General features: G+C 66.7%; 24 protein-coding genes. 19 read left to right on the top strand and 5 right to left on the bottom strand.

What is annotated here, in order from left to right; translation table 11 throughout:
* Position 1 precedes the first annotated feature (1 nt).
* From P5W98_RS25070 to fae, 3 genes are read left to right on the top strand one after another with little or no spacing between them, the layout of a single operon-like run.
* On the top strand, positions 2 to 988 hold the full coding sequence (locus tag P5W98_RS25070; RefSeq protein WP_421027470.1) for an ATP-grasp domain-containing protein: 987 nt from the start codon (positions 2 to 4) through the stop codon (positions 986 to 988).
* Entirely contained in the window at positions 985 to 1,980 is a 996-nt protein-coding gene (locus tag P5W98_RS25065; protein ID WP_421027469.1) for a triphosphoribosyl-dephospho-CoA synthase, read from the top strand. Before P5W98_RS25070 ends, P5W98_RS25065 begins: the two co-directional genes overlap by 4 nt.
* Entirely contained in the window at positions 1,968 to 2,477 is a 510-nt protein-coding gene (gene fae / locus P5W98_RS25060) for a formaldehyde-activating enzyme (RefSeq protein WP_421027468.1), read from the top strand. The genes P5W98_RS25065 and fae overlap by 13 nt, the downstream gene beginning before the upstream one ends.
* Positions 2,478 to 2,609: 132 nt before the next feature.
* Here fae and P5W98_RS25055 read toward each other — a convergent pair whose 3' ends face one another.
* The gene (locus P5W98_RS25055; protein ID WP_421027467.1) at positions 2,610 to 3,134 is read right to left on the bottom strand and encodes a dihydroneopterin aldolase; all 525 of its coding nucleotides are present in this window, start codon (positions 3,132 to 3,134) and stop codon (positions 2,610 to 2,612) included.
* Between the two features lie 316 nt (positions 3,135 to 3,450).
* Between P5W98_RS25055 and P5W98_RS25050 the strand changes: the two genes are divergently transcribed.
* From P5W98_RS25050 to P5W98_RS25020, 7 genes are all read left to right on the top strand, one after another.
* Positions 3,451 to 4,083 (top strand): flavoprotein, encoded by a 633-nt coding sequence (locus P5W98_RS25050; RefSeq protein WP_421027466.1) that lies wholly within the window; start codon positions 3,451 to 3,453, stop codon positions 4,081 to 4,083.
* Between the two features lie 84 nt (positions 4,084 to 4,167).
* Complete coding sequence (locus P5W98_RS25045; RefSeq protein ID WP_421027465.1) at positions 4,168 to 5,553, top strand: DUF6513 domain-containing protein; 1,386 nt, start codon at positions 4,168 to 4,170, stop codon at positions 5,551 to 5,553.
* A complete protein-coding gene (locus P5W98_RS25040; protein WP_421027464.1) occupies positions 5,554 to 6,162 on the top strand; it encodes a DUF447 domain-containing protein in 609 nt (202 codons plus the stop codon).
* The gene (locus P5W98_RS25035) at positions 6,159 to 6,875 is read left to right on the top strand and encodes a (5-formylfuran-3-yl)methyl phosphate synthase (protein ID WP_421027463.1); all 717 of its coding nucleotides are present in this window, start codon (positions 6,159 to 6,161) and stop codon (positions 6,873 to 6,875) included. The genes P5W98_RS25040 and P5W98_RS25035 overlap by 4 nt, the downstream gene beginning before the upstream one ends.
* 251 nt (positions 6,876 to 7,126) lie before the next feature.
* Entirely contained in the window at positions 7,127 to 8,374 is a 1,248-nt protein-coding gene (locus P5W98_RS25030; RefSeq protein ID WP_421027462.1) for a tyrosine-type recombinase/integrase, read from the top strand.
* A 43-nt stretch (positions 8,375 to 8,417) separates the two neighbouring features.
* On the top strand, positions 8,418 to 8,741 hold the full coding sequence (locus P5W98_RS25025) for a hypothetical protein (RefSeq protein WP_421027461.1): 324 nt from the start codon (positions 8,418 to 8,420) through the stop codon (positions 8,739 to 8,741).
* Complete coding sequence (locus P5W98_RS25020) at positions 8,738 to 9,343, top strand: hypothetical protein (RefSeq protein WP_421027460.1); 606 nt, start codon at positions 8,738 to 8,740, stop codon at positions 9,341 to 9,343. The genes P5W98_RS25025 and P5W98_RS25020 overlap by 4 nt, the downstream gene beginning before the upstream one ends.
* Positions 9,344 to 9,609: 266 nt before the next feature.
* Here P5W98_RS25020 and P5W98_RS25015 read toward each other — a convergent pair whose 3' ends face one another.
* From P5W98_RS25015 to P5W98_RS25005, 3 genes are read right to left on the bottom strand one after another with little or no spacing between them, the layout of a single operon-like run.
* Positions 9,610 to 10,200 (bottom strand): aspartate kinase, encoded by a 591-nt coding sequence (locus tag P5W98_RS25015; protein ID WP_421027459.1) that lies wholly within the window; start codon positions 10,198 to 10,200, stop codon positions 9,610 to 9,612.
* A gap of 36 nt (positions 10,201 to 10,236) precedes the next feature.
* Positions 10,237 to 11,295, bottom strand: coding sequence for a hydantoinase/oxoprolinase family protein (locus tag P5W98_RS25010; protein ID WP_421027458.1), 1,059 nt, complete (start codon positions 11,293 to 11,295; stop codon positions 10,237 to 10,239).
* Positions 11,285 to 12,322: an ATP-grasp domain-containing protein gene (locus tag P5W98_RS25005; protein ID WP_421027457.1), complete on the bottom strand. Its 1,038-nt coding sequence runs from the start codon at positions 12,320 to 12,322 to the stop codon at positions 11,285 to 11,287. Before P5W98_RS25005 ends, P5W98_RS25010 begins: the two co-directional genes overlap by 11 nt.
* Before the next feature lie 13 nt (positions 12,323 to 12,335).
* Here P5W98_RS25005 and P5W98_RS25000 point away from each other — a divergent pair, with 13 nt between their 5' ends.
* The 5 genes from P5W98_RS25000 (at position 12,336) to P5W98_RS24980 (ending at position 18,202) form a co-directional block, all read left to right on the top strand.
* Entirely contained in the window at positions 12,336 to 13,067 is a 732-nt protein-coding gene (locus P5W98_RS25000) for a HisA/HisF-related TIM barrel protein (RefSeq protein WP_421027456.1), read from the top strand.
* 374 nt (positions 13,068 to 13,441) lie between these two features.
* Positions 13,442 to 14,737 carry a formylmethanofuran dehydrogenase gene (locus tag P5W98_RS24995; protein ID WP_421027455.1) on the top strand — a complete coding sequence of 432 codons (1,296 nt, stop codon included), beginning with the start codon at positions 13,442 to 13,444 and terminating at the stop codon, positions 14,735 to 14,737.
* On the top strand, positions 14,734 to 16,434 hold the full coding sequence (locus P5W98_RS24990) for a formylmethanofuran dehydrogenase subunit A (RefSeq protein ID WP_421027454.1): 1,701 nt from the start codon (positions 14,734 to 14,736) through the stop codon (positions 16,432 to 16,434). Before P5W98_RS24995 ends, P5W98_RS24990 begins: the two co-directional genes overlap by 4 nt.
* Positions 16,431 to 17,381, top strand: a complete 951-nt coding sequence (fhcD, locus tag P5W98_RS24985) for a formylmethanofuran--tetrahydromethanopterin N-formyltransferase (RefSeq protein WP_421027453.1) — start codon at positions 16,431 to 16,433, stop codon at positions 17,379 to 17,381. The genes P5W98_RS24990 and fhcD overlap by 4 nt, the downstream gene beginning before the upstream one ends.
* Complete coding sequence (locus P5W98_RS24980; RefSeq protein ID WP_421027452.1) at positions 17,378 to 18,202, top strand: formylmethanofuran dehydrogenase subunit C; 825 nt, start codon at positions 17,378 to 17,380, stop codon at positions 18,200 to 18,202. Before fhcD ends, P5W98_RS24980 begins: the two co-directional genes overlap by 4 nt.
* Before the next feature lie 56 nt (positions 18,203 to 18,258).
* On the opposite strand, the gene P5W98_RS24975 is transcribed toward P5W98_RS24980, so the two are convergent.
* Complete coding sequence (locus P5W98_RS24975) at positions 18,259 to 19,170, bottom strand: LysR family transcriptional regulator (protein WP_421027451.1); 912 nt, start codon at positions 19,168 to 19,170, stop codon at positions 18,259 to 18,261.
* A gap of 266 nt (positions 19,171 to 19,436) precedes the next feature.
* On the opposite strand from P5W98_RS24975, the gene glyA reads away from it, so the two are divergent.
* The 4 genes from glyA (at position 19,437) to P5W98_RS24955 (ending at position 24,357) form a co-directional block, all read left to right on the top strand.
* Complete coding sequence (glyA, locus tag P5W98_RS24970; protein WP_421027450.1) at positions 19,437 to 20,732, top strand: serine hydroxymethyltransferase; 1,296 nt, start codon at positions 19,437 to 19,439, stop codon at positions 20,730 to 20,732.
* An 83-nt stretch (positions 20,733 to 20,815) separates the two neighbouring features.
* Positions 20,816 to 22,090, top strand: a complete 1,275-nt coding sequence (locus tag P5W98_RS24965; RefSeq protein ID WP_421027449.1) for an aminotransferase class V-fold PLP-dependent enzyme — start codon at positions 20,816 to 20,818, stop codon at positions 22,088 to 22,090.
* Between the two features lie 74 nt (positions 22,091 to 22,164).
* Positions 22,165 to 23,121, top strand: coding sequence for a D-2-hydroxyacid dehydrogenase (locus P5W98_RS24960; protein WP_421027448.1), 957 nt, complete (start codon positions 22,165 to 22,167; stop codon positions 23,119 to 23,121).
* Positions 23,122 to 23,178: 57 nt separating this feature from the next.
* Positions 23,179 to 24,357 carry a malate--CoA ligase subunit beta gene (locus tag P5W98_RS24955; RefSeq protein WP_421027447.1) on the top strand — a complete coding sequence of 393 codons (1,179 nt, stop codon included), beginning with the start codon at positions 23,179 to 23,181 and terminating at the stop codon, positions 24,355 to 24,357.
* Positions 24,358 to 24,365 lie beyond the last annotated feature (8 nt).

Here is a 24,365-nt window from a genome sequence, read left to right as displayed (position 1 = left end):
CATGAAAGCGAGCGCGATCGCAAGCGCGAACACGAGCGCGAACCCCCGCGGACCGCGCATCGCCATCATGACCGACGAGACCGGCTGGCATACCACGCGCCTGAAGCGCGCGCTGCGCGAGCGCGGCGCGCAGGGCCGCTGCGTGGATCTCGCCGACTGCCGCATCGACACCACCTGGGCCGCGCACGGCCTCGTGATTCCGGGCTATGGCCGCGGTCTGCCCGATGCCGTGATCGTGCGCGGCATCGCGGGCGGCACGTTCGAGCAGGTGACCGTGCGCCTTGGCATCCTCCATGCGCTGCGCGAGCTGGGCGTGCCGGTCTACAACGACGCGCGCGCGATCGAGCGCAGCGTCGACAAGTCGATGACGTCGTTCCTGCTCCATCGCGCCGGCATCCCCACGCCGCCCGCGTGGGCCGGCGAGTCGGTGCCGCACGCGCGCCGCATCGTGATGCGCGAGGCGGCGGCAGGCCGCGAGGTCGTGCTCAAGCCGCTGTTCGGCTCGCAGGGCAAGGGGCTCGTGCGCCTGGCACGCAGCGCGGAAACCGGCTGCGCGGCGCTGCCTGCGTTGCGGGGCTATGGCGGGCTCGCGTATATGCAGCGCTTCGTACCGCCAGCCTCCACGCCCGGCTTCGACTGGCGCGTGCTGGTGGTGGGCGGCAAGGCGGTCACTGCCATGCGGCGCGTGAGCGAGCACTGGATCCGCAACGTCGCGCAAGGCGGTCGCTGCGAAACTCAGCCGCTTACGCCCGAACTCGCGCAGCTCGCCGAGCGCGCGAGCGCCGCGCTCGGGCTCGACTATGCCGGCATCGACCTGGTGCCCTGCGGCGCCGCCGACGCCGGCGCCCAGGTCATCGAAGTCAACGGCGTGGCCGCGTGGCGCGGTTTGCAGTCCGTGACATCGTTCGATATCGCGGGCTGTATCGTCGACGACTTGCTCACGCGCAGGCTCGGGTACGGCTGCACGCCGCGCGAGGCGGTCGCATGAACGCGCGGCCGGATCACAAGCTCATCCCCGCAGCCAATGCGGCCACAGCAGTCACGAAAGCGGCGGCGATCGAGGCCGCGTTTCTCTGGGCCTGCGAGCAGGATGTCGCGTGCGCGAAGCCCGGCAATGTCAGCGTCGCCTCCGCCGGGCACGGCATGACCGCGGACCATTTTCTCGCCAGCGCGCGAGCGGCCTGCGCGCCGCTCGCGCGCGCGGGCACGTCGGTGGGCGCACGCATCGAGGCGGCCATCGCCAGCACGCGTGCCGTGGCCGGGTGCAACACCAATCTCGGCATCGTGCTGCTCTGCGCGCCGCTTGCTGCCGCATTCGAAGGCATATTCGAAGGCACATTCGAAGCCAACCCGCCGCCGGCCTCGTTGCCCGCCTGCACCGCATCCTTGCAACAGGTCCTGCGAGCGTTGAACGTGGAGGACGCCTGCGCTGCCTATCGCGCGATCGCACTCGCGAATCCAGGCGGGCTCGGCGAGGCGGACAGCCAGAGTGTCGGCACGACACCCACGGTCGATCTGCGCGCGGCCATGACGCTTGCCGCCGATCGCGACAGCATCGCGCGCCAGTATGCCGAAGACTTCCGCGATGTGCTGAGCTTCGGCCTCGCCACATTTCGCGCGGCCCGCGCTGCGCGGTCCGCTTCGCCCACGCCGCTCGCCGACGCGGTGCTGCTCACCTGGTTCGCCTTCCTCGCGCGCTGGCCCGATTCGCACATCGCGCGCAAACATGGCAACGCCTGCGCGCAGCGAATTTCGGACGAAGCGGCGGCGTGGCTCGCGCAGAGCGAGGCGCGCCTGTGCGCACCCGGCACGCTCGACGACTGGGACGCCGCGCTCAAGGCCGGCGGGATCAATCCGGGCACGAGCGCGGACCTCACGGTCGCAACGCTCTTCGCGGCCGCCTGCCTTGACCCGTCGATGATTACGCCTTTAACCGACTTTTCACTGGAGTCACCGGAGACAACCCCATGGCAAAGATAGATCGCGTGCTAGTTGGCGAATCGCTCGTTGGCGAAGGCAACGAAGTCGCGCACATCGACCTGATCGTCGGCCCACGCGGCTCGGCGGCGGAAAGCGCCTTCTGCAACGCGCTCACCAACAATAAGGACGGCTTCACCTCGCTGCTCGCCGTGGTCGCGCCCAACCTGGTCGCCAAGCCCAACACGGTGCTGTTCAACAAGGTGACGATCAAGGGCGCGAAGCAGGCCGTGCAGATGTTCGGCCCGGCTCAGCGCGCGGTGGCACTCGCGGTCGCTGACAGTGTGGAAGACGGCACGATTCCCGCCGACGAAGCCGACGACGTCTTTATCAGCGTAGGCGTATTCATTCACTGGCAGGCCGAAGACGACCAGAAGATCCAGGACTACAACTATCGCGCCACACGCGAGGCGCTCAAGCGCGCCGTGAACCGCGAACCCCGCGCGGCCGAGGTGGTGCGCCGCAAGGGCGAAGCGAAGCATCCGTTTGCCGCCAGCTGAGCGGCACGCCCGGAACCAAAGCGCGGAACCAAGGCACACAACCCAAGCGCCCAACCAGGCGCTCAACGAACCGGACAGCACCTCATACAGGCGCGCCGGACGGGTCCTGGCAAGCCCCGTCCGGCCGCCCGTTCAAAAGGTCCCTTCCGGCGGAAACATGCCCGCGCCGAGCAACGCCAGCGCCACGCCCTCGCGCTTGTGCGCGGGTGCCACGCTCGCGCGGCGCCGCTCGATCGTCACGCCCACCGCCTTCACATTGGCGAATTTGTTCGGCTTCACGAGCGCGACCCGCACCCAGTGCGCGCCGAAATCGACCAGCAGCATTTGCGCAATCACCTCGGCCAGCGCCTCGAGCAGTTGCACGCCATGATTCGACAACAAGGCCTGCAGCGCACCGTGGACTTTTCCATAGTCGATGGTGTCGTGAATCGCGTCGGTATCGCACGCCCGGCTGCGCGGCAGACCGGCCCAAAGATCGATCTGCACCGGTTGCGCGTCGTGCAGTTCCTCCGGGTCGATGCCGATCACCGTCTCGCCGGTAAAACCCTCGATAAAAATGAGGTCCATCGGTTGCGCACCCTCGCCTTCAATCTGGCGCGCCGTGCTGACTGCCTGCCTCGCGGGCCGGTCGAACATGCTGGTGTCGATTGCGTTCATGCTTGCTCCTCTCGCTTGCCCTGAATGGGTCGGCACGAACTCATGCAAGAACCGTCCCAGGCACGAATGTCGCAAGCAAAACCCGCGTAGTGGTTCACGGCAGGTCCGCGGCAGCGCAACTGTGCGGCAAAAGCACTGCAAAAGCGCGCGGTCCCAGCGTGGCAAAGCGCATCTGGCACGTCGCGCGCCCGGTGACACTGTGTATCGCAAACTGCGCAAGCTGCCTGTCCATCAAAAAGCGCATGGAACGGCGCACGCGCACGGCAGCCACCCGACGACGAACCGAACACGAACCGATAGCAACAGCAGGCAGACAATGACCCGAGCCCATCCATCGAACCAGGCGCACCCAACCCACGAAGGCCGGGACGATAAGGCGCTCGCGAGGCCTCGCCTTGCGTGGGCCATCACCGGATCGGGGCATTGCCTCGAAGAATCGCTCGCGCTTGCCGCCGAGCAGCCGAACGTCGACCTGTTTCTCTCACGCGCCGCCGAGGAAGTGTTGCCGCTCTACAAGATCGGCATCGCGCAACTGAAGGCGCGCTTTCGCGTGTTCCGCGACAACAGTGCGAGCGCCGTGCCGGTGGGCATGTTCTACGAAGCCGGTCTCTATCACACGCTCGTGATCGCCCCGGCCACCAGCAACACGGTGGCGAAATGCGCCTTCGGCATCTCGGACACGCTGCCGACCAACCTGTTCGCGCAGGCTGGCAAGCTCGGCATTCCCGGCATCATCTTTGCATGTGACACAGAACCGGTCGTGGTCACGAAAAGCCCGCTGGACTGGGTCGAACTGAGGCCGCGCAACATCGAGCTGCAGAACGTCGAGCGCCTGCGCCAGATCGACCACTGCGTGGTGGCCAATTCGATCGACGCGCTACGTGCGGCGCTGGAGACGCGTTACAGAACGCTCGGCCTGCTTGCGGCCGTGCCTGATCAAGCCAGTTGATCGACGATCAAGAGAGACGCTCAAGAGCGACAAACCCAGGCGACAACCCCAGCGACGATTCAAAGCGAGCCCGACTCACACACCATGGAACACATCGTCTTTCTCACTGGACGCCTCGCCCAGCCCGGGCTCGAACGGGTGCTGCGCAGCCTCGAGCCCGCGCCGTTCACCTGGGAGATCCGCGAGATCGGCCTGCAAGTCGCCGCGCTCATGACGGCCGACATGATCCGCCGCCGCGTGAGCGCGCCCATCGCGGCCGACCGCGTGATCGTGCCTGGCCGCTGCCGGGGCGACCTCGATGCGCTCTCGGCTCACTACGGCATCCCCTTCGCGCGCGGCCCCGAGGAGCTCAAGGATCTGCCGGCCTACTTCAACCGCGCAGCGCGGCCGGTCGACCTCTCGAAGTACGACATCGCCATCTTCGCGGAGATCGTGGACGCGCCCCGCCTCGACGTCGAGGCCATCTGCCAGCGCGCCGCACAACTCCAGGCCGACGGCGCCAACGTGATCGATCTCGGCTGCCTGCCCTCCACGCCATTCCCGCATCTGGCCGCCGCGGTGCGCGCGCTCAAGGCGCGCGGCTTCACGGTCAGCGTCGACTCGATGGACGCGAAGGAGCTCGTGCGCGGCGGCCGCGCCGGCGCCGACTATCTGCTCAGTCTCTCGACCGAGACGCTGTGGATTCTCAACGAGGTCGAATCGACGCCCATCCTGGTGGCGCGCGAGCCCGCCGACGAATCGTCACTCTTCACCGCGATCGAAACCGTGAGCGCGATGGGACGGCCGTTTCTTGCCGATCCGATTCTCGACCCGATTCCATTCGGCCTCCTGAAGTCGCTGGTGCGCTACCAGCGCGTGCGCGACGCGTTCCCCGATGCGCCCATCATGATGGGCGTGGGCAACGTCACCGAGCTCACCGAGGCCGATACGTGCGGCATCAACGCCGTGCTGCTCGGCATGGGCGCGGAGCTGGGCATTGCCGCCATCCTGACGACCCAGGTCAGCCAGCACGCCCGCCGCGCGATTCGCGAAGCGGACGTCGCGCGGCGCGTGATGTACGCCGCGCGCGAGCAGCGCACGCTGCCCAAGGGCATCTCGGACGCGCTGATGACCGTTCATGCGAAACGGCCCTTCCCCGACTCGCCCGAGGAAATTGCCGACACCGCGCGCGCGATCCGCGATCCGAACTTTCGGGTGCAGGTTTCGAGCGCAGGCGTGCACGTCTACAACCGCGACGGCCATCATGTGGCTGTCGACCCGTTCGCGCTCTGGCCGCGCCTGAAGCTCGAAAGCGACGGTGCGCATGCGTTCTACATGGGCGTGGAACTGGCACGCGCCGAAGTGGCGTGGCGCCTCGGCAAGCGCTACGCGCAGGATCAGTCGCTCGACTGGGGCTGCGCCGCCGAGCGCGATGCGGAAAACCTGCTCGAACAATGCGCGCCAGGCACGACGCTGCGCAAGGAGGCCTGAATGATCCACGAGACCGTAGTCACCACCTGCTCCGCCGACGGCACGCCGCATATCGCGCCAATGGGCGCGCGCCTCGAGCGCGAGAGCGTCGTGCTGATGCCGTTCACGCCGTCCACCACCTACGACAACATCATGGCGAGCGGCTGCGCGGTGATGAATTTCACCACCGACGTGCGCGTGTTCGCCGGCTGCGTGACGGGCCGTCGAAGCTGGCCGACGCTGCCCTGCGGCACGGTGCCGGGCGTGCGTCTCGCGGGGGCGCTCGCGCATACCGAGTTGCGCCTCGTCGACGCGAGCGGCGACCCGGCCCGCCCGGTGCTGACGCTACGCCGCGTGGCCGAGGCCACGCACGCGCCTTTCACGGGCTTTAACCGCGCGCAGGCCGCCGTAGTCGAAGCCGCCGTGCTGGTGAGCCGCCTGCATCTGCTGCCGCGCGAAAAGATCGAAGCGGAAATGGCGTGGCTCACGATCGCCATCGATAAAACGGCAGGCCCCGCCGAGCGCGAAGCCTGGCGGTGGCTGAGCGAAGCCACGGCCGCTTTCTATTCAAACCACGATTCCCTCCACGATTCACACAACGAGCGCGCGTGCATGCGCGAACCGACATGATCCGACTCCTCACCAGTGTGCGCGACCTCGCCGAGGCGCGTGAAGCAGCCGCCGCAGGGGCGGATTTCATCGACCTCAAGGAACCGCGCGCGGGCGCGCTGGGCGCTTTGCCAGCGACGCGCGTCGCGAGCATCGTCAACGCGTTGCGCGAGAGCAATCCGGGCCTGCCCGTGAGCGCGACGATTGGCGACCTGCGCCCCGGCGACCACGCGGCCGTGGCGCATCATGCGAACCGTATCGGCCGCTGCGGCGTGGATTACGTGAAGGCGGGCGTGGCCCCGGGGCCCGCGGCGCGCGAGACGCTCGAACGCATGCGTGCGCTGCGCTGGAGCATGGTACCGGTGCTGCTGTGCGACGACGGGCTCGATCTCAGGCTGGTTGAATATGCGTGCGAGTTGGGGTTCGCCGGTGTGATGGCCGATACGCAGCGCAAGGAAGCCGGCAGCCTCTTTCACTGCGTGCCGCTCGCCGTGCTCGATAGCATGGTGCAGATCGCGCGTGCGCATGAAGTGATGGTGGGGCTCGCGGGCGCGCTGCGTGTCGAGCATGTGCCACGCGTGCGGGCGCTGTTGCCGGATTTTGCCGGGTTTCGGAGCGCGTTGTGCGATGGGGCCCGGACGGGCAGGCTCGAGGGCGCGCGGGTGCGGATGCTGCGCGGCGCGTTAAAAGGTGAAATGCAGGCGGCACGGTATGAGCCCCTGCAGGCCGCGTGATTCACACTGAATTCTGATTGCAGTCTTTGTGTGGGTTGCGCTTTGCGGGGTTACTTGAATTCGTGCAGGTCTACCAGGTCTGCCCCTGTGCGGGGAAAATGTCTGGTCTCTTGCGGTGTACCAGAGTAAACTTTGTCAATTAAATCAATGCCTTAAGTATCTCAGGGTATCTCTGAGTCTACTGCGGTAAGCGGCACGGACTGTCCTCGAATAGTCCTCGCGCCGTGAACCGCCCACTTGAGGACAGAAAAATGGCGAAGGAACGTATCAACCGCGAACTGATCCGGGGGCTCGAAGGCGAGCGCCTGGCGACGCTGGCCCGAGGCGAGGTGCCGAAGCTGCGCGACATCTACGACGACACGCTGACCGGCTTCGGGCTGCGCATGCGGCCTAACGGCTCGGTGTCGTTCGTGTACCGCTGGAGCGCACCCGAAGGACAGCAGAAGCGGACCGTGGGCCGCTGGCCTGCGCAGACCGTGGAGGAAGCGCGTGCGGCGGCGAAGGCATTCATCGGGCGCACCGATCACAAGGCCGACACGATGCCCACGCGTGTCGCCAAGCACGAGCGGCGCATGGCCGATGCAAGGCACTGCGCGATGCCAACAGTGGGCAGCTACCTCGATGGCGACTATCGAACCTACTGGCTCGGCACGACGAAAAGCGAAACGCCCGAACAGAACCTGAAGAATATCCAGCGCGACTTCGCTGACCTGCTGCCGAAACGACTGGACGAAGTGACGCGGCCAATGATGAAGAAGTGGATCGAGGCGCGCGTCGCGGCAGGCTGCAAGGCCACGGGCATTAACCGCACACTCGGCGCGCTGGGCGGATTATTCAGTCACGCCATAGAGCACGAGATCATCGACAGCAATCCGTGCGCGAGGCTCCGCTGCAAGACCGACCCCGAGGAAGAAGCGGCGCACGGCCGCGAACTGACAGCCGACGAGGAAACGCGATTGCGTGCTGCGCTCGACGCGCGCGAGTCGCGTATCCGGGCAAAGGCGGAGGCGAGCGTGCGCAGTGGTCGCAGGCTCACGAACCTGCCGGCCGCTCATCATGCGTTCGTCGATCACGTCAAGCCCGCGATCCTGCTCGCGCTTAATTCCGGATTGAGGCGCAGTGAAATCATGCGACTCGAATGGAAGTCAGTGGACTTCAGGGCGCGGACGATCACCGTCGCGCCGGCGACATCAAAGGTCAAACGCTCGCGCGTGATCCCGATGAATGCCGAGGCGTATGCGACGCTGACGGCGTGGCGGCGCCAGGTGACGTTCGCGCGCGTGTTCGCGAATGAGATCGGCGAGCCGCTGCGCGAAGTGCGCGACTGGCAGAAGATCCTGAGGGAAGCGCAGATCGAGCACTTCCGGTTCATGGATACGCGGCATCACACGGCTACGCGCATGATCAATGAAGGCGCTTCGCAGTTTCACGTGCAGCGGCTGCTCGGCCATAAAGACAGCCGCATATCGCAGCGCTACATGAAGGCACGCGAGACGTAGCTCGCTGAGGCACTCGCGCTGCTAGACCGCCCACGCACGCCCGATGCGCCACCTGCTGCAATACGAGTTGATGTACGACGGTGGCGCAGACGACGAACCGCGACTTGCGGGCCTGCTCGAAGCGGAAAACCTCGACAACGATGAACGCAAGTCAGGGTCTGGAGAGCGCAAGTCAGCCCCAAGTCAGGGCCAAGTCACCCCCAGGTCAGGGGCAAGTCAGGGTAGTGAAACGACCCGCAAAGCCTCGCCGGACAAGGCCGAGCCGGAAACCAGCGCGGCAGATGGCGTAAAAGCCGTATACAGGGAGAAAAAAGCAGCCCCCGAACGCCATCGTAGTCACGCCCGCATTGTTGAGGATACCGAATGAGAAAGAAGCTCACGCCCCGCGCGCCGCTGCCGGTGATCGGCCCGGCAGACGATCCGCAGAGCCTGTACCACCAGATGCGCCCGTTCCTCGAATGGATGCGCACGCGCAACTACAGCGAACAGACGGTTGAGCACCGCGAGACACACCTGCGCGGGTTCATCGCGTGGTGCGACGAGCGCGGCGTGACACGTCCGCAGGAGGTGACGCGCCCGGTACTTGAGCGCTACCAGCGGCACCTGTTCCTGTACCGCAAGGCCAACGGTGAGGCGCTCTCGGGGCGCAGCCAGCACATGCGGCTGGTGCCGCTGAAGCTGTGGTTCCGGTGGCTGGTGAGGAACCACCGCATCCTGTCGAACCCGGCGGCGGACCTGGAAATGCCGCGCGTGGAGAAGCGCCTGCCGAAGCACGTGCTCAGTGCCGACGAGGCCGAGCGGATCCTGAACGTGCCAGACGTGACCAGCGCGCTTGGCATCCGTGACCGGGCGATACTGGAGACGTTCTACAGCACGGGCATCCGGCGCGCGGAGCTGATCCACGATGACTTCAGCTACGTAGATCAAACTTCGACTCTCCTGAGAGAGTGGCATTGGCCGTGGGGATGAACATGCTCCAAGTTCCCAAGGGTGAGACGACGATTCGTTTGCTATCGCTCGACCAAGGCGGGCAAGTCGATGAAAAGGCCGCCACGTTTGTCAGACTCATGGGCAAATACGCTAGACCGATGATAGCGAAGTAGCCGCGAGCCGTGGACTGCGCTCCGCCCGCCCTGGGCATGACTAGAGAATGAAAGAGACTTCCCCGTCCCGAGGCTGCGGTGGAATACGGACACCAATACAAGGAAGCGAGCCAAACGCTATATCTCGCCCCCTCAAGACGTAGCCGCATGCATCAGCAATTCCCGAACACGCGGCCAGTCCTTTTTATTAAGGATATCCAACGGATAAGAAGCCTCCCTGGTAAGCTCGGCAAAGCGCTTGTCGAGCACGCCTTTCTCCGCATGTTGCGCAACACTCCATTGCGAATCGATCTCGCACGACTTCACAATCATCAAACGCTCGGCGTTGAGCCGATTGGCAAGCCACGCCGCCAGCGAATCCGACGTCACGTCCCAGCTCGTGAGCGTATCGGCCTCCTGCCGCAGCAGACCAAACGGCGCCCACACGGCGGTCCGGCCTTCATGCAGCGCGTGGCGGATCTGAGGCTCGGTCGCCGCGATCACGAGGCGGCGGCACAAGCCCTGCATCATCAACGCGTGCTGCGCCATCGCGAGCACCGCCATGTTGTGCGCAGCAAGATCGTCGAATCGCCAGACCGCCTGATGCTCGCGCACCTGATCCGCGAAGCCGCCGCCGCCCGGCACGATCACCACGCGCCCGCCGCCCAGTTCGTTCAATTCGCGCAGCCACTTCTGCAGCAACGGGTCGCGGCTCAGGCTCCCGCCGATCTTCACCACCCACATAGGCGCTCCCCCAACGACATCGGCCATCCCGCCGCGTCACGCGAGCGCTGCATCGGCAGTCTCCGCGAACAGCAGCGCAACCGCCGCGCTGGGCGCGCAGACCTGCGCCCAGCCCGCCGCGCCGCCGTGCGCCTCGATGAGCTTGCCGAAGCGCACCGTCTCATACCCGCACGAATGCGCGAGCGCCTCGACCAGAAATGCGCCGCAGCCCGCCGCCACCAGCCGCACGGCACCGCGCGCCGGCCCGACCTTGCCCAGCATGCGCGTGAGATTCGCGGCCAGATACCCGAGCTGCAGATCGCGCCATTGGCAGGCGAAGGCAATCCATTCGGATTCCGATGCATCTCGCGCATCATGGCCGATCATGCGCGCGAGCCGCCGGTGCGTAGCCACGGCGTCCTTGCCTGCGCCGTCCGCGGCCGGATGCTGATCGTGCATGGGGGCGAGCTCGCCGGTGAGCCGGTACACGTCGGCAGTGGTTGCGAAGAGCTCGTTCATGACGTTCCAGGTCTCGCCGCGAAAGCCGATGCGCTGTGCGAGCGCGCATAGCGGCGTGCGCACGACGCCCTGATAGACCAGCTCCCCCGTGCGCAAACGCGCCGCGTCGTCGGTGCCGCGTGCGGCAACGCGGCCGCCGCGCACCGGAATCAGGTCCGTCGTGGTGCTGCCGATGTCCACCAGCACTGCATCAGGCAGGCGCCGCGCGACCACCTGAGCCGTGGCGAGCCAGTTGGCCGAGGCGATGTCCGTCCAGTGCGCCGCCACCTCGTCCAGCGCGCACCAGCGCCCCTCCCCTGCATAGAAAACCACGCGCTCGCCCAAACGTGCGGCGAGCCGCTGCGCGAGCGCAGCCACGCCGGCCTCGCGATGCTCGAAGAGATCGGCCATTTCGCCCGTCATCGTCACGGAATGGCCGGCCTCGCGGTAATCGGGCCAGCGTGCGGCGGCCTGGGCCAGCACGGCGTCCAGTTGCGCAAGGCCTTGCCAGAGCGGGCAAGGCCACTGCACGACTTCGACTACGCAGCCATGCTCCACGCGCGCCGCCTTCACGTGCGCGCCCCCGATGTCCCAGCCGATCACGAGGTCATCCAACATGGCAGACCTGTTCGGCGCCGTCGTGTGCCGTGCCGCGAACCCCGTCGTTCGCGTCGTGCTGAGCTTCGTGCTGGGCTTCGAGGTGCGCCGCAAGCACGCGCGCGGCCAGGTTCATCTCAAGCCGCGCCGCCAGCCCCGCATAGGCGCAGGTCACGCGCGGATTGATTTCGACGATCACCGGCCCACGCTCGCGATGCCAGACCACATCGACGCCAACGAAGCCCGCCAATCCCGGCAGCGCGTGCGCGACCCGCGCGGCCAGCTCCGTGCAGGCGCGGCCCACGAGGCTGTCGAGCGCGATGGCGCCTACCGTGACGCCCTCATAGGCGAGGCGCCCCTGCGTGACGTTCACATGCTGCCAGTTGACGCTCAGCAGTTCCGCGCGGCCCCGCGTGCACAGCAGCGAGAGACTCAGCGCGTCGCCCTCCACCCATTCCTCGAAAGTCACGTCCTCCTGCGCCGCGAGGCGCGCGAGGAACGCAGACTGGGCCGCGCGAAAGTCGTGATAGACATGAGTATCGATTGCGCCGGCACCGTCGTCGGGCTTCACGACCCATGCACTCGCGCCGGGCCGCAGCGGCGCGTCGGCCGACCAGGCGCGCGTGGCCGCAATGCCGGCTTGCGCGAGATGCCGCGCCGTCCTGCGCTTGCTGCCCGCCACCTGGAGCGCGGCGGCATTGCAACCGATCCAGCGCGACGCGTCCACCGCCCCGCACAGCGCGGCCAGCACGCCGTCCGTCTCGGGCGCGATGACCCAGACCGCGTCGTGGCGCTGCGCCTGTGCACCCACGAACGCAACGGCGTCGTGCGCGCGCGGCGGCACGTGCCACGTCAGCGAGGGCGCGCGCGGCGCAGTGGCGGTATCGCCAGCCGCACAGATGCAGGTCACCTCCACGCCGGGAATGCGCGCGAGGTCGCTCGCCACCGGATTGCGCATCGCGCGCCCCATCGCGAGCAGTTCGGGCCTGGCAGCCGCTGCCTCATCGCCGCCAGCACTGATATATTCGTAGACCAGCACCTTCGTCATCGCTCGCTCCCCCATGCAAATCATTCCCGTTATCGACGTGCTCGGCGGCACCGCCGTGCGTGCCATACGCGGCGAACGCAGCCGCTATCGCGCCCTCGAATCGCAACTCTGCAGCGGCAGCGATCCTGTGGACGCCGCCCACGCTCTGCTCGACTACTGCGGCGCCTCCGTGCTCTATGTCGCCGATCTCGACGGCATCATGCACGGCGCACCGCAACTCGACCTGCTTGCCCGGCTCGCCGGTGCGCTGCCCGGCATCGAGTTGTGGCTCGATGCGGGCTTTGCCGATCCTCATGCGGCCAGCGCACTGCTTGCCTTAGTGCGCGAATGCGGCACCCGCAGCGACATCGCGAACGGCACCCCAAGCGCCTCCCGCAATGCGCCCATCACGCCCGTCTTCGGCAGCGAATCGCTGCAGCCCGGCGCAATGACGCATCTGCCCGCCGACGCGCTGCTCTCGCTCGACCGCCGTCACGACACGCCGCTCGGCGATCCGCGCTGCTGGACCGACACGTCTCACTGGCCCGCACGCCTGATCGTCATGACGCTCGAGCGCGTGGGCTCGTTCGACGGCCCTGCGCTCGACACGATCGCCGAGGTCAGCGAACGCGCTGGGCAGCGGCAGATCATCGGCGCGGGCGGCATTCGCCACGCGGACGATCTGCAAGCGGCGGCCACCTCGGGCGCGACTGCATGGCTTGTGGCCTCCGCCTTGCACGAGCGGCGTATTCCCGCTGCATCCTGAATGCGCGACCCGCGCGCGGCGCCTGCCACATCGCCACAATCACGTTTCGTGCCAGTGGCGCGCGCATACCACCGCGCCACGGTTTCGCGGCTCGTCACAGTGAATCAGCAATGAACCGGCAATGGCATCGGCGACGAATCGCCAGCCAGATCGCCCCTTGCGCGGATAAGGCGTGGGTACGAGCCTGACGTGACAGTGTGTGACGCGCTCGCGAATTCCCGTGCGCATTGTGTACCGCGCACGGCACGCGCCGTGGCGCACCCGGCGGGCGACGCGAGACGCCCATCCTCCTGCATGGCGGCTCGCAAGGCGCGTAGCTGGCGCCTGTGCCGCCGCAATATCGCTCATGGCATAGCCCTTGCAGATCGGCAGGCATGGATGCGACTCTCGACACCCCACCCTGGACCTGCCCGTTCTGCGCGCTGCTGTGCGACCGCTTTGGCGTCGCCCAAGGCGAAACGCTGACGCCGGCGGGCACGAGCTGCCCGCGCGCCGCGCGCGCACTCGCCCAATTCGGCGGCACGCCGTCCTCGGCGACACCCGCCGTGAACGGCCAACCGGTGGACGCGCAGACCGCGCTCGACACCGCCGCGCAGTGGCTCGCCCGCGCGCGCCAGCCGCTCTTCGGCGGCATGGCCACCGACGTTGCCGGCGCGCGCGCGCTCTATCGCGTCGCCAACGCCTGCGGCGCGATCGTCGACCATGCGCATGGCCGCGCGCTGATGCACGGCTTGACGGCCATGCAGGACCGCGGCGCGTTCACGACGACCTTTGCCGAGATCCGCAATCGCGCCGATCTGATTGTCTGCATCGGCTCCTCGCCATCGACGCGCTATCCCGAGTTTTTCTCGCGTTGCGCGGTGGGTAGCGAAACGGGTGGCGAGACGGATGGCGTCGGACCGTCACAGCGCACCGTCGTCTTTCTCGGTTGCGAGATCGACGCTGCGCTCACGCAACGCGCCGGAGTCGAGACGCTCGCCGTGCCGCTGCAGGGCGACCTCTACGACACCGTGGCCATGCTCAACGCGCTGCTCGCCGGCAAATCCCTGCGCGCCCCCGCCGATCCCGCATTGGCCGCGCTCGTGGAGCGCATGCTCGCGGCGGACTATACGGCAATGGTATGGATTCCTGCTGACCTGCCGGGCGCTCATGCCGCGCTGCTCGTGGAGGGACTCGACCGGCTGCTGAAAACGCTCAACCGCATGCGGCGCGCGGGCGGCCTTGCACTCGGCGGCGACGACGGCGGCGCGAGCGTCAACCAGGCACTCACCTGGCTCTCCGGCTTGCCGTTGCGCACGGGCGTGCACCGCAGCGGCCTGGAGCATGCGCCGCAGCGCTACGACACGGCGCGCCTGCTCGCGGATCGCGACGTTGACGCGCTGGTCTGGGTCGCGAGCTTCGGCGCGGACCTGCCGCCGCCGCGTACCCCTCTCCCGACGATCGTGCTCGGCCATCCAGGCCTCGCCGCAGCCTGCGCCGACCGAGAGGGTCCGACCGTGTTCGTGCCGGTCTCCACGCCGGGCATCGGCTCCGCAGGCCATCTGTTTCGCGCCGACGGCGGCGTCGTGCTGCCGCTCACGCCCATCTACGCAGACACGCTGCCGACGGTGGCCGCATTCGCGGCACAGTTGGACGCAAAGCTCGCATCGTGCAAGGAGAACGCAGCATGAGCACGTTTCGTCTGCGCGGCGGCCGCGTGTTCGACCCGGCAAGCCGCATCGACGGCCAGATTGCCGACCTCTGCGTGCGCGACGGCCGCATCGTTCATCTGGGCGACGAGGAAGCCGTGGACCGGGAATACGACGTCACCGGCATGACGGTGATGGCAGGCGGCATCGACATGCATTCGCATATCGGCGGCGGCAAGGTGAACCTCGCGCGGATGCTGATGCCCGAGGATCACCGGATCCGGATGCAACGCGAGCAGGCCGAAAACGAACTGGAGCTGGCCTCGTGCGGCGTCTGCACGCCCGGCACGCTCGCGACGGGCTACCGTTACGCCGAGATGGGCTACACCGCGGCATTCGAACCCGCGATGATCGCCTCTAATGCGCGCCACACGCATCTGGAGATGGGCGATACGCCGATCATCGATCACGGCGCCTACGTGATGCTCGGCAACGACGAGCTATTCCTGCGCATGCTTGCGCAAGGCGAGGATTTCGAGCGCCTGCGCGATTACGTCGGCTGGTCCATCAACGCCACGAAGGCTCTGGGCGTGAAGGTCGTGAACCCGGGCGGGATTTCGGCCTTCAAGTTCAACCAGCGCAGCCTGAATGTGGACGAGACGCACGCGCACTACGCAATCACGCCGCGCCAGGTGCTGCATGCGCTCGCGCGCGCACTCACCGAGCTGGGCGTGCCGCATCCGCTGCACATTCATGCGAGCAACCTGGGTGTGCCAGGCAACGTCGACTCCACGCTCGCGACGATCGACGCGCTCGAAGGGCTGCCGGGCCACCTCACGCATATCCAGTTCCATAGCTACGGCACTGAAGGCCCGCGCAAATTCTCCTCGGCGGCAGAACGCATTGCCGAGGCCGTCAACGCCCATCCGAACATCTCGATCGACGTAGGCCAGATCATGTTCGGACAGACCGTCACCGCTTCCGGCGACATCATGAAACAGGTCAAGCAGGCCGAGTTCGCCTCGCCGCGCAAATGGATCGCGGGCGACATCGAATGCGATGCGGGCTGCGGGGTCGTGCCGTTCCGCTATCGCGAGCAAAGCTACGTCAACGCGCTGCAATGGACGATTGGCCTCGAACTGTTCCTGATGGTGAAGAACCCCTGGCAGATCACGCTCACGACCGATCACCCGAACGGCGGGCCGTTCACGAGCTACCCTCATCTGATCCGGCTGCTGATGGACAAATCGTTCCGCGACGAGCAGCTTGCGAAGCTGCATCCCGAGGTCGCGCAGCAATCGGCGCTCGCGAGCATGACGCGCGAACTGAGCTTCGAGGAAATCGCGATTCTCACGCGCGCCGCGCCCGCGCGGCTGCTCGGGCTGCGCGACCGTGGCCGCCTGGGCGTGGGTGCCGCCGCCGACATCGCCGTGTATCGCGACGACGCCAACCTCGAAGTCATGTTCAGCACACCGGAATATGTGTTCAAGGATGGCGAGCTGGTCGCGCGCAACGGGCGCATCGTGGCAACACCCGTGGGCGGCACGCATTTCGTCGCGCCGGAGTTCGACCGTTCGATCGAGCGCACGCTCGACGAATACGGCGAACGCCACCTCGCGTACAACTTTCGTCACGCCGCCATCAGCCGCGACGAGCTCTGCTCGTGCTGCAACGGCGGGCGGCTCCTGCCCGCGACCTGCGTCGCACACGGCAACAGCACAGGGGAACAGCCGACATGAGCGCAAGCGCGAGCATTGCGGAGCATCCGCCGCTCACCATCAACGGCGTCACCATCGACGACACCTTCGCCGAAGCCTTTCCGATGAAGGCCACCCGGCTCGTGATCACCGCGCGCAACCGCACCTGGGCGCGCCACGCAGCCGTGGCTGCGACCGGCTTTGCGACCTCGGTAATCGCCTGCGGCTGCGAGGCTGCCATCGAACGCGAGATCGAGCCGGACGCGTCACCCGACGGCAGGCCAGGCGTAGCGGTCCTGCTCTTCTCGATGTCGGGCAAGGAGCTGGCCAAGCAGGTCGAGCGGCGCGTGGGCCAGTGCGTGCTGACCTGCCCGACCACGGCCGTCTATGCGGGCATTACCGAGGGCGAGGCCATCGCGCTCGGCAAGAACCTGCGCTTTTTCGGCGACGGCTGGCAAATCTCGAAGCTGATCGACGGCGTGCGCTACTGGCGCGTGCCCGTGATGGACGGCGAGTTCGTTGCGCAGGAAACGACCTGCGTGATCAAGGGCGTGGGCGGCGGCAACCTGCTGCTGCTCGCGCGCGACCCCGACGCCGCGCTCGCGGGCGCGGAAGCGGCCGTGGAAGCGATGCGGCGCGTGCCCGGCATCATCATGCCGTTTCCCGGCGGCGTGGTGCGCTCCGGCTCGAAGGTCGGCTCGAAGTACACCGCCCTGCCCGCCTCGACCAACGACGCGTTTTGTCCCACGCTCGCGGGCCTCGCCCCGCGCACGGCATTGACCGACGAGACACGCTGCGTGCTGGAGATCGTCGTCGACGGACTCAGCGAAGCTGACGTCGCGAATGCGATGCGCGCCGGTATCGAAGCCGTGACCGCGCGGGGCGCACAAGCCGGCGTCACGCGCATTAGCGCGGGAAACTATGGCGGCAAGCTCGGCCCATTCCACTTTCATCTGCATCGTCTGTGCGGTAACGGAGAAACCCCATGAAGCGCATCACGCTGCGCGTGAAGACGGCGCCCGCGCTGCGCATCGACGCGCGCTCGCTCCTGCCCGCCGCACTCGCCCCCCTGAGCGACAGCGAAGTCGCGCGCCTGCCGCTCTGGCACGGCACCGAGCGCATCGCGCTCGCGGACCTCTTCGATGTGCGTATGCACACTACGCCCGACGCGGAACCTTGCATCGCCTTCGAGGGCGACTTGCGGCGCTACGATCGCGTGGGCTGCGCGATGGATGGCGGCACGATTGTCGTGGACGGCGACGTGGGCGATCTCGCGGGCGCGCAGATGAGTGCCGGCGCGCTCACCGTGCGCGGCAGCAGCGGCGCTTTCGCGGCCTGCGAGATGGCGGGCGGGCGCATCGAGATTGGCGGCAATACCGGCGATTTCGCGGCGGCGGCGTTGCCGGGCAGCATGGACGGAATGCGCGGCGGCACGCTTATCGTGCGTGGTCACGCCGGCGAGCGCTTTGGCGACCGCATGCGGCGCGGCACGGCGCTCGTGTTCGGCGATGCCGGTGCGTTTGCTGCCTCGCGCATGGTGGCCGGTACGATCGGCATCGCAGGCAGCGTGGGCGAGCATCTCGCATACGGCATGCGGCGCGGTTCGCTGATCTTGCCTGATGCGCGGAACGTCCCGGCAACGAACCGGTTCGTGGAGATTCACGCCGAGGTCAGCGTATTCTGGCGTCTCGTCACACGCAGCCTCGCGAAAGAAGGCGGTGCGTTCGGGGATCTCGCGAAATGGACGCCGCGGCGGCTCGCAGGCGATGTTTCTGTGGACGGCAGGGGCGAGGTGTTCATTGCCACGTGAGCCCAGGTCGCGGTGCGCCACGAAACGCACGCACCCCGCAACCTAAGCCCCCCTCCCTACACTTCGTCCATCACCTTCTGCGCCTCGCCCAGCAGGGTCCGCTTGAACGCCTCCACGGCTGCGGAGAGATGCTTGCTCTCGCGATGCACGATATACAGATACCGAACGATCGGAAAGCGCTCCACATCCAGCACTTTCAGGCGCAGCGTCTCCAGCTCCGGCAGCACCGTCTGCAGCGGCACCACGGCGAGCCCCATGCCAACGTGCACGCAGCACTTCACGGCCTCGTTGCTGCTCACCTCTAACCCCGGCCGAAACCGGATGCGATGCTCCGCAAAGAAGCGCTCCATCGCGCGCCGCGTGCCTGAGCCCGGTTCGCGCACCACGAAAACCTCGTCCTCGAGCGCCGCGAGCGGAATCGCACGTTGCCGTGCAAGCGGATGATCGGGCGGCGCAATCGCCACCAACGGGTTCTTCATGAAAGGCTGGGCCATGAGCCCCTGACCTTCGGGCGGCTGCCCCATGATCGCCAGATCGGCTTCATTACCGGCCAGCGCGCCAAGCACATTCTCGCGATTGCCGAACTTCAACCGCACGCGCACACCCGGAAACGCCTTCGTATAGCGCGAAATGCACGCCAGCGAGAGATGGCCGGCCGTACCCGTTACAGCCGAAACGCGAATCTTGCCCTGCGTGGTGTCGCGCAACTGATCGAGCGACTCCTCGAGTATCGACAGTTGCTCCTGAATCGAGCGCGAATGGCTGTAGACCTCGCGGCCCGCCTCGGTAAGAAAGATACGCCGCCCGATCTGCTCGAATACCTTCATGCCGATGGTCTCTTCGAGATGCTTGAGCTGCGCGGACACACCGGGCTGCGTCAGATGCAGCTCTTCGGCCGCGCGTGAAAAACTCAGGTGACGCGCCGCCGCCTCGAAAACGCGCAGTTGCCGCAATGTCAGGTTAAGCATCCGCTTCCTCTTCCGCTTCCTCTTGAGGCCATCAGCCTCCGCTGGACTCCTGAAAAAGGCGTCCATCCCATGCCCTCACTCTACCAGCGCAGGCCAGTGCGGCAATGCCCACGATGAGGTATTCCCGCGTGCCGGAGCCCCGCCGGCATTGGCTTCCAGGCCGGGTTATGGGTTGGATAACAAACCGGAATGAGTGTTTTTGGCGCGGTGCCACTACCATCGATCTCAAGTTTCCGACACCGACCATCGACACCAGGGCGACCCACATGTTCAGCTTCCAGCAGACCATCGCAGCAACCGATCCGGAATTGCGTCAGGCCATCGTTGCGGAATCCACGCGACAGCAAGATCACATCGAGCTGATTGCATCGGAAAACTACACGTCGCCCGCCGTGATGGAGGCGCAAGGCTCGCTCCTCACCAACAAGTATGCCGAGGGCTATCCGGGCAAGCGCTACTACGGCGGCTGTGAACACGTGGACGTGGCCGAGCAGCTCGCCATCGACCGCGCGAAAAAGCTCTTTAACGCCGAATATGCGAATGTGCAACCGCATTCGGGCTCGCAGGCGAATCAGGCCGTCTATCTCTCCGTGCTCAAGCCCGGCGACACGATCCTCGGCATGTCGCTCGCGCACGGCGGCCACCTCACGCACGGCGCGTCGGTGAACGTGAGCGGCAAGCTCTTCAACGCCGTGGCCTACGGACTCCATCCGGATACCGAAGCAATCGACTACGACGAAGTCGAGCGCCTCGCGCACGAGCACAAGCCGCGCATGATCGTCGCTGGCGCCTCGGCTTATGCGCTCACGATCGACTGGCAACGCTTTCGCAAGATTGCCGACAGCGTGGGCGCGTGGCTCTTCGTCGACATGGCACACTACGCGGGACTGATTGCGGCGGGCCTCTACCCGAGCCCGGTGGGCATTGCCGACTTCGTCACCTCGACCACGCACAAGACGCTGCGCGGCCCGCGCGGCGGCCTGATCCTCTCGAGTGCCGAGCACGAGAAGGCGCTCAACTCCACGATCTTCCCCGGCATCCAGGGCGGCCCCCTCATGCACGTGATCGCGGCCAAGGCGGTCGCGTTCCGCGAGGCGATGAGCGACGAGTTCAAGCACTACCAGCGCCAGGTCATGATCAATGCGCGCGCCATGGCCGAGACGCTTCAGGAGCGCGGGCTGCGCATCGTTTCGGGGCGCACGGAATCGCACCTCTTTCTCGTCGACCTGCGCGCGAAGAACATCACCGGCAAGAATGCCGAAGCCGCGCTCGGCAAGGCGGGCATTACCGTCAACAAGAACGCCATTCCGAACGACCCGCAAAAGCCTTTCGTCACGAGCGGCATCCGCGTGGGCTCGCCCGCGATGACCACGCGCGGCTTTGGCGCAACCGAAGCGCGGCATCTCGCGAATCTGATCGCCGACGTGCTCGAAGCGCCCGCGAACGATCTCGTGATCCGCCGCGTGGCCGACGCCGTGCACGCGCTCACGACGCGCTTCCCGGTCTACGGCGACGCGCCCGCGCAGCTGCACAGCGCCACGGCCCAACGGCCCGCCGTCTGATTCAACCGCCCGAGCGGACGTTTCATAGCTTCGTACCTACGTACCTACCTAAGGCCATCATCCCGTCACTCAGGAGTGCAGACATGTCGAATACCACTGGAACGCGTATCCCGGGTCGCAACATTCTCGCCGTGCCCGGCCCCACCAACATTCCCGACGCCGTGCTGCGCGCGATGGTCGTGTCGATGGAGGACCACCGCTCAACGCGCTTTCCCGAGCTCGCGAACGGCGTGCTGAGCGACCTCAAGCGCCTCTACAAAACCACGAGCGGCCAACCGTTCATCTTTCCGTCCTCGGGCACGGGCGCCTGGGAGGCCGCGCTGACCAACACGCTCTCGCCCGGCGACCGTGTGCTCGTCGCGCGCTTCGGGCAGTTCAGCCATCTGTGGGCCGACATGGCGCAGCGGCTGGGCTTCGAAGTCGAGATCGTCGACGTCGACTGGGGCGAGGGCGTGCCCGTCGAGCGCATCGAAGAGGTGCTCAAGGCCGACAAGAAGCATCAGATCAAGGGCATTCTCGCCTGCCACAACGAGACCGCCACCGGCGTCACGAGCGACATTGGCGCACTGCGCCACGCGATGGACAATGCCCATCACCCCGCGCTGCTGTTCGTCGACGGCGTGAGTTCGATCGGCTGCATCGACTTCCGCATGGACGACTGGCGCGTCGACCTGGCCGTGACCGGCTCGCAAAAGGGCCTCATGCTGCCGGCGGGCCTGGGCATGCTGTGCGTGAGCCCGAAGGCGCTCAAGGCGATGGAGCATGCGAAGTCAAAACGCTGCTACTTCGATCTCGGCGACATGATCAAGGCCAACGCAACCGGCTACTTCCCGTACACGCCTGCCCTGTCCCTGCTCTACGGCCTGCGCGCTGCGCTCGACCTGATCTTCCAGGAAGGACTCGATAACGTGTTCGCGCGCCATCATTACCTCGCCCAGGGCGTGCGCGCGGCCGTGACCGAAGGCTGGGGGCTCGAATTGTGCGCCAAGGCGCCGAAGTGGTATTCGGATACGGTCAGCGCCATCGTCGTTCCGCAGGGCTTCAATGCGGCCAACGTGATCGACACGGCCTTCCGGCGCTACAACCTCGCGCTGGGCGCGGGCCTCTCGAAGGTCGCGGGCAAGGTGTTCCGCATCGGCCACCTCGGCGACCTGAACGAACTGATGCTCACGAGCGCCATTGCGGGCGCGGAAATGGCGATGCTCGACGTGGGTATCGACGTGCGCCCCGGCAGCGGCACCGGCGCGGCCACGCAGTACTGGCGCACGCACGACCCGCGCAAGGCGCAAACGCAACACACGCAGAACACGCAACCCGCGGATCAAGTCGAGCCGCTGCGCCGCGTGGCGGCCGCCTGAGCCCTGTTCGCCGCGGGCCATAACCGCATCCCGCGCTCTCAACGTCTCACGAAAAAAGGCAGGATACCGAAATCATGCGTCATGAAATCGTCTTTCTCGATCGCTCCACGTTGAAGGCCGATGTACGGCGTCCCGCCTTCGATCACCGCTGGACGCAGTACGACGTGAGTGCGCCGCACGAGGTGGCCCAGCGTCTCGAAGGGGCCACCATTGCGATCACCAACAAGGTGCCGCTGCGTGCCGACACGCTGGCGAAGCTGCCGCGTCTCAAGCTGATCGCGGTGGCGGCCACGGGCTACGACGTGATCGACACGGCGTACTGCCGCGCGCACGGCATTGCCGTGGCCAATATCCGCAATTACGCCACGCACACGGTGCCGGAGCATACCTTCGCGTTGATCCTCGCGCTGCGCCGCAATTTGCTCGCGTATCGCGACGACGTGCGGCGCGGCCGCTGGCAGGCGTCGAATCAATTCTGCTTCTTCGACCATCCGATTCGCGACCTGCACGGCGCGACGCTCGGCATCATTGGTGACGGCTCGCTCGGCCGCGGCACCGCAGCCATCGCGCGCGGCTTCGGCATGCACGTGGTGTTCGCCGAGCATGCGTCGACCAGGACCAAGCCGCGCGACGTCGCCTTCATGCCGCTCGAGCAGTTGCTGCGCGAGTCGGACATCGTCTCGCTGCATACGCCGCTGCGTCCCGAAACCCGCAACATGATCGCGCTCGAGCAGTTGCAGACGATGAAGCGCAGCGCGCTGCTCATCAACACGGCGCGCGGCGGGCTCGTCTGCGAGCAATCGCTCGCGACGGCCCTGCGCGAAGGGCTGATCGCGGGGGCGGGCTTCGACGTCCTGACCGGCGAGCCGCCCAAGGCGGGCAATCCCCTGCTCGAACTCGATCTGCCGAATTTCATCCTCACGCCGCATGTGGCCTGGGCATCGGACGGCGCCATGCAGTATCTCGCCGACCAGCTGATCGACAACATCGAGGCTTACGTGAGCGGCGAACCGCAACATCTGGTCGCCTGAGCATCGGGCGGCGTTTTCAATTTCATACCGCTTTTCTCATTCGCACGGAACACCATCATGGACATCCACGAATATCAGGCGAAGGAACTGCTGTCCGGCTTCGGCGTGCCGATCCAGCGCGGGCTCGTCGCCTATACGCCGGACCAGGCCGTCTATTGCGCCACCGAGCTCGGCGGCTGGCACTGGGCCGTCAAGGCGCAGATCCACTCGGGCGCGCGCGGCAAGGCCGGCGGCATCAAGCTTTGCGAGACCTATCACGACGTGCACTCGGCGGCCACCGCGCTGTTCGGCAAGCGTCTTGCCACCACGCAAACCGGCCCTGAAGGCAAGGTCGTCGAGCGCGTCTATATCGAAGTGGCCGAGAAGTTCGAGCGCGAGATCTATCTGGGCATCGTGCTCGACCGCAAGGCCGAGCGCGTGCGCGTGATCGTCTCCGCACAGGGCGGCATGGATATCGAAGAAGTCGCGCGCACGAATCCCGAAGCCATCCTGCAAGTAATCGCCGAACCGGCCGTGGGCCTGCAGCCGTTCCAGGCGCGCGAGCTGGCCTTCGGCCTCGGCCTGAACATCAAACAGGTGAGCCGCGCCGTGGCCGCGATCATGGGCGCCTACCGCGCGTTTCGCGACCTCGACGCAACGATGGTGGAGATCAACCCGCTCGTCGTCACCGCCGACGACCGCGTGCTCGCGCTCGACGCCAAGGTCACCTTCGACGACAACGGCCTGTTCCGGCACCCGCATGTCTCGGAGATGCGCGACGCCTCGCAGGAAGACCCGCGCGAATCGGAGGCGGCGCAGTTCGGGCTGAACTATGTGGGCCTCGACGGCGACATCGGCTGCATCATCAACGGCGCCGGTCTCGCGATGGCCACCATGGACACCATCAAGTACGCCGGCGGCGAGCCCGCGAACTTCCTCGACGTGGGGGGCGGCGCATCGCCCGAGCGGGTTGCCGCGGCCTTCCGGCTGGTGCTTTCCGATTCCAACGTCTCGGCCATTCTCGTCAACATCTTTGCGGGCATCAACCGCTGCGACTGGGTGGCCGAGGGCGTCGTGCAAGCCGCGAAGAACCTGCGCGTGCCGCTCGTCGTGCGGCTCGCGGGCACCAATGTCGAAGAGGGGCGCCGCATCATTCGCGAGAGCGGGCTGCCGATCATCGCGGCCGAAACGCTGCTCGAAGCGGCCCAGAAAGCCGTAGAGGCGTCCAAGGCGCACCGCGCCAGAAAGAGCAAATAGGAGCGTAC

This window comes from Paraburkholderia sp. A1BS-2L (assembly GCF_051125205.1).
Classification (GTDB): Bacteria; Pseudomonadota; Gammaproteobacteria; order Burkholderiales; family Burkholderiaceae; genus Paraburkholderia.
Note: the sequence above shows the minus strand (reverse complement) of the source record. Positions and strands in the feature narration are given on the sequence as shown.

Coding starts and splice junctions, on each gene's coding strand:
- P5W98_RS25070 (WP_421027470.1), top strand. CDS start 2: ATGAAAGCGAGCGCGATCGCAAGCGCGAACACGAGCGCGAACCCCCGC.
- P5W98_RS25065 (WP_421027469.1), top strand. CDS start 985: ATGAACGCGCGGCCGGATCACAAGCTCATCCCCGCAGCCAATGCGGCC.
- fae (WP_421027468.1), top strand. CDS start 1,968: ATGGCAAAGATAGATCGCGTGCTAGTTGGCGAATCGCTCGTTGGCGAA.
- P5W98_RS25055 (WP_421027467.1), bottom strand. CDS start 3,134: ATGAACGCAATCGACACCAGCATGTTCGACCGGCCCGCGAGGCAGGCA.
- P5W98_RS25050 (WP_421027466.1), top strand. CDS start 3,451: ATGACCCGAGCCCATCCATCGAACCAGGCGCACCCAACCCACGAAGGC.
- P5W98_RS25045 (WP_421027465.1), top strand. CDS start 4,168: ATGGAACACATCGTCTTTCTCACTGGACGCCTCGCCCAGCCCGGGCTC.
- P5W98_RS25040 (WP_421027464.1), top strand. CDS start 5,554: ATGATCCACGAGACCGTAGTCACCACCTGCTCCGCCGACGGCACGCCG.
- P5W98_RS25035 (WP_421027463.1), top strand. CDS start 6,159: ATGATCCGACTCCTCACCAGTGTGCGCGACCTCGCCGAGGCGCGTGAA.
- P5W98_RS25030 (WP_421027462.1), top strand. CDS start 7,127: ATGGCGAAGGAACGTATCAACCGCGAACTGATCCGGGGGCTCGAAGGC.
- P5W98_RS25025 (WP_421027461.1), top strand. CDS start 8,418: ATGCGCCACCTGCTGCAATACGAGTTGATGTACGACGGTGGCGCAGAC.
- P5W98_RS25020 (WP_421027460.1), top strand. CDS start 8,738: ATGAGAAAGAAGCTCACGCCCCGCGCGCCGCTGCCGGTGATCGGCCCG.
- P5W98_RS25015 (WP_421027459.1), bottom strand. CDS start 10,200: ATGTGGGTGGTGAAGATCGGCGGGAGCCTGAGCCGCGACCCGTTGCTG.
- P5W98_RS25010 (WP_421027458.1), bottom strand. CDS start 11,295: ATGTTGGATGACCTCGTGATCGGCTGGGACATCGGGGGCGCGCACGTG.
- P5W98_RS25005 (WP_421027457.1), bottom strand. CDS start 12,322: ATGACGAAGGTGCTGGTCTACGAATATATCAGTGCTGGCGGCGATGAG.
- P5W98_RS25000 (WP_421027456.1), top strand. CDS start 12,336: ATGCAAATCATTCCCGTTATCGACGTGCTCGGCGGCACCGCCGTGCGT.
- P5W98_RS24995 (WP_421027455.1), top strand. CDS start 13,442: ATGGATGCGACTCTCGACACCCCACCCTGGACCTGCCCGTTCTGCGCG.
- P5W98_RS24990 (WP_421027454.1), top strand. CDS start 14,734: ATGAGCACGTTTCGTCTGCGCGGCGGCCGCGTGTTCGACCCGGCAAGC.
- fhcD (WP_421027453.1), top strand. CDS start 16,431: ATGAGCGCAAGCGCGAGCATTGCGGAGCATCCGCCGCTCACCATCAAC.
- P5W98_RS24980 (WP_421027452.1), top strand. CDS start 17,378: ATGAAGCGCATCACGCTGCGCGTGAAGACGGCGCCCGCGCTGCGCATC.
- P5W98_RS24975 (WP_421027451.1), bottom strand. CDS start 19,170: ATGCTTAACCTGACATTGCGGCAACTGCGCGTTTTCGAGGCGGCGGCG.
- glyA (WP_421027450.1), top strand. CDS start 19,437: ATGTTCAGCTTCCAGCAGACCATCGCAGCAACCGATCCGGAATTGCGT.
- P5W98_RS24965 (WP_421027449.1), top strand. CDS start 20,816: ATGTCGAATACCACTGGAACGCGTATCCCGGGTCGCAACATTCTCGCC.
- P5W98_RS24960 (WP_421027448.1), top strand. CDS start 22,165: ATGCGTCATGAAATCGTCTTTCTCGATCGCTCCACGTTGAAGGCCGAT.
- P5W98_RS24955 (WP_421027447.1), top strand. CDS start 23,179: ATGGACATCCACGAATATCAGGCGAAGGAACTGCTGTCCGGCTTCGGC.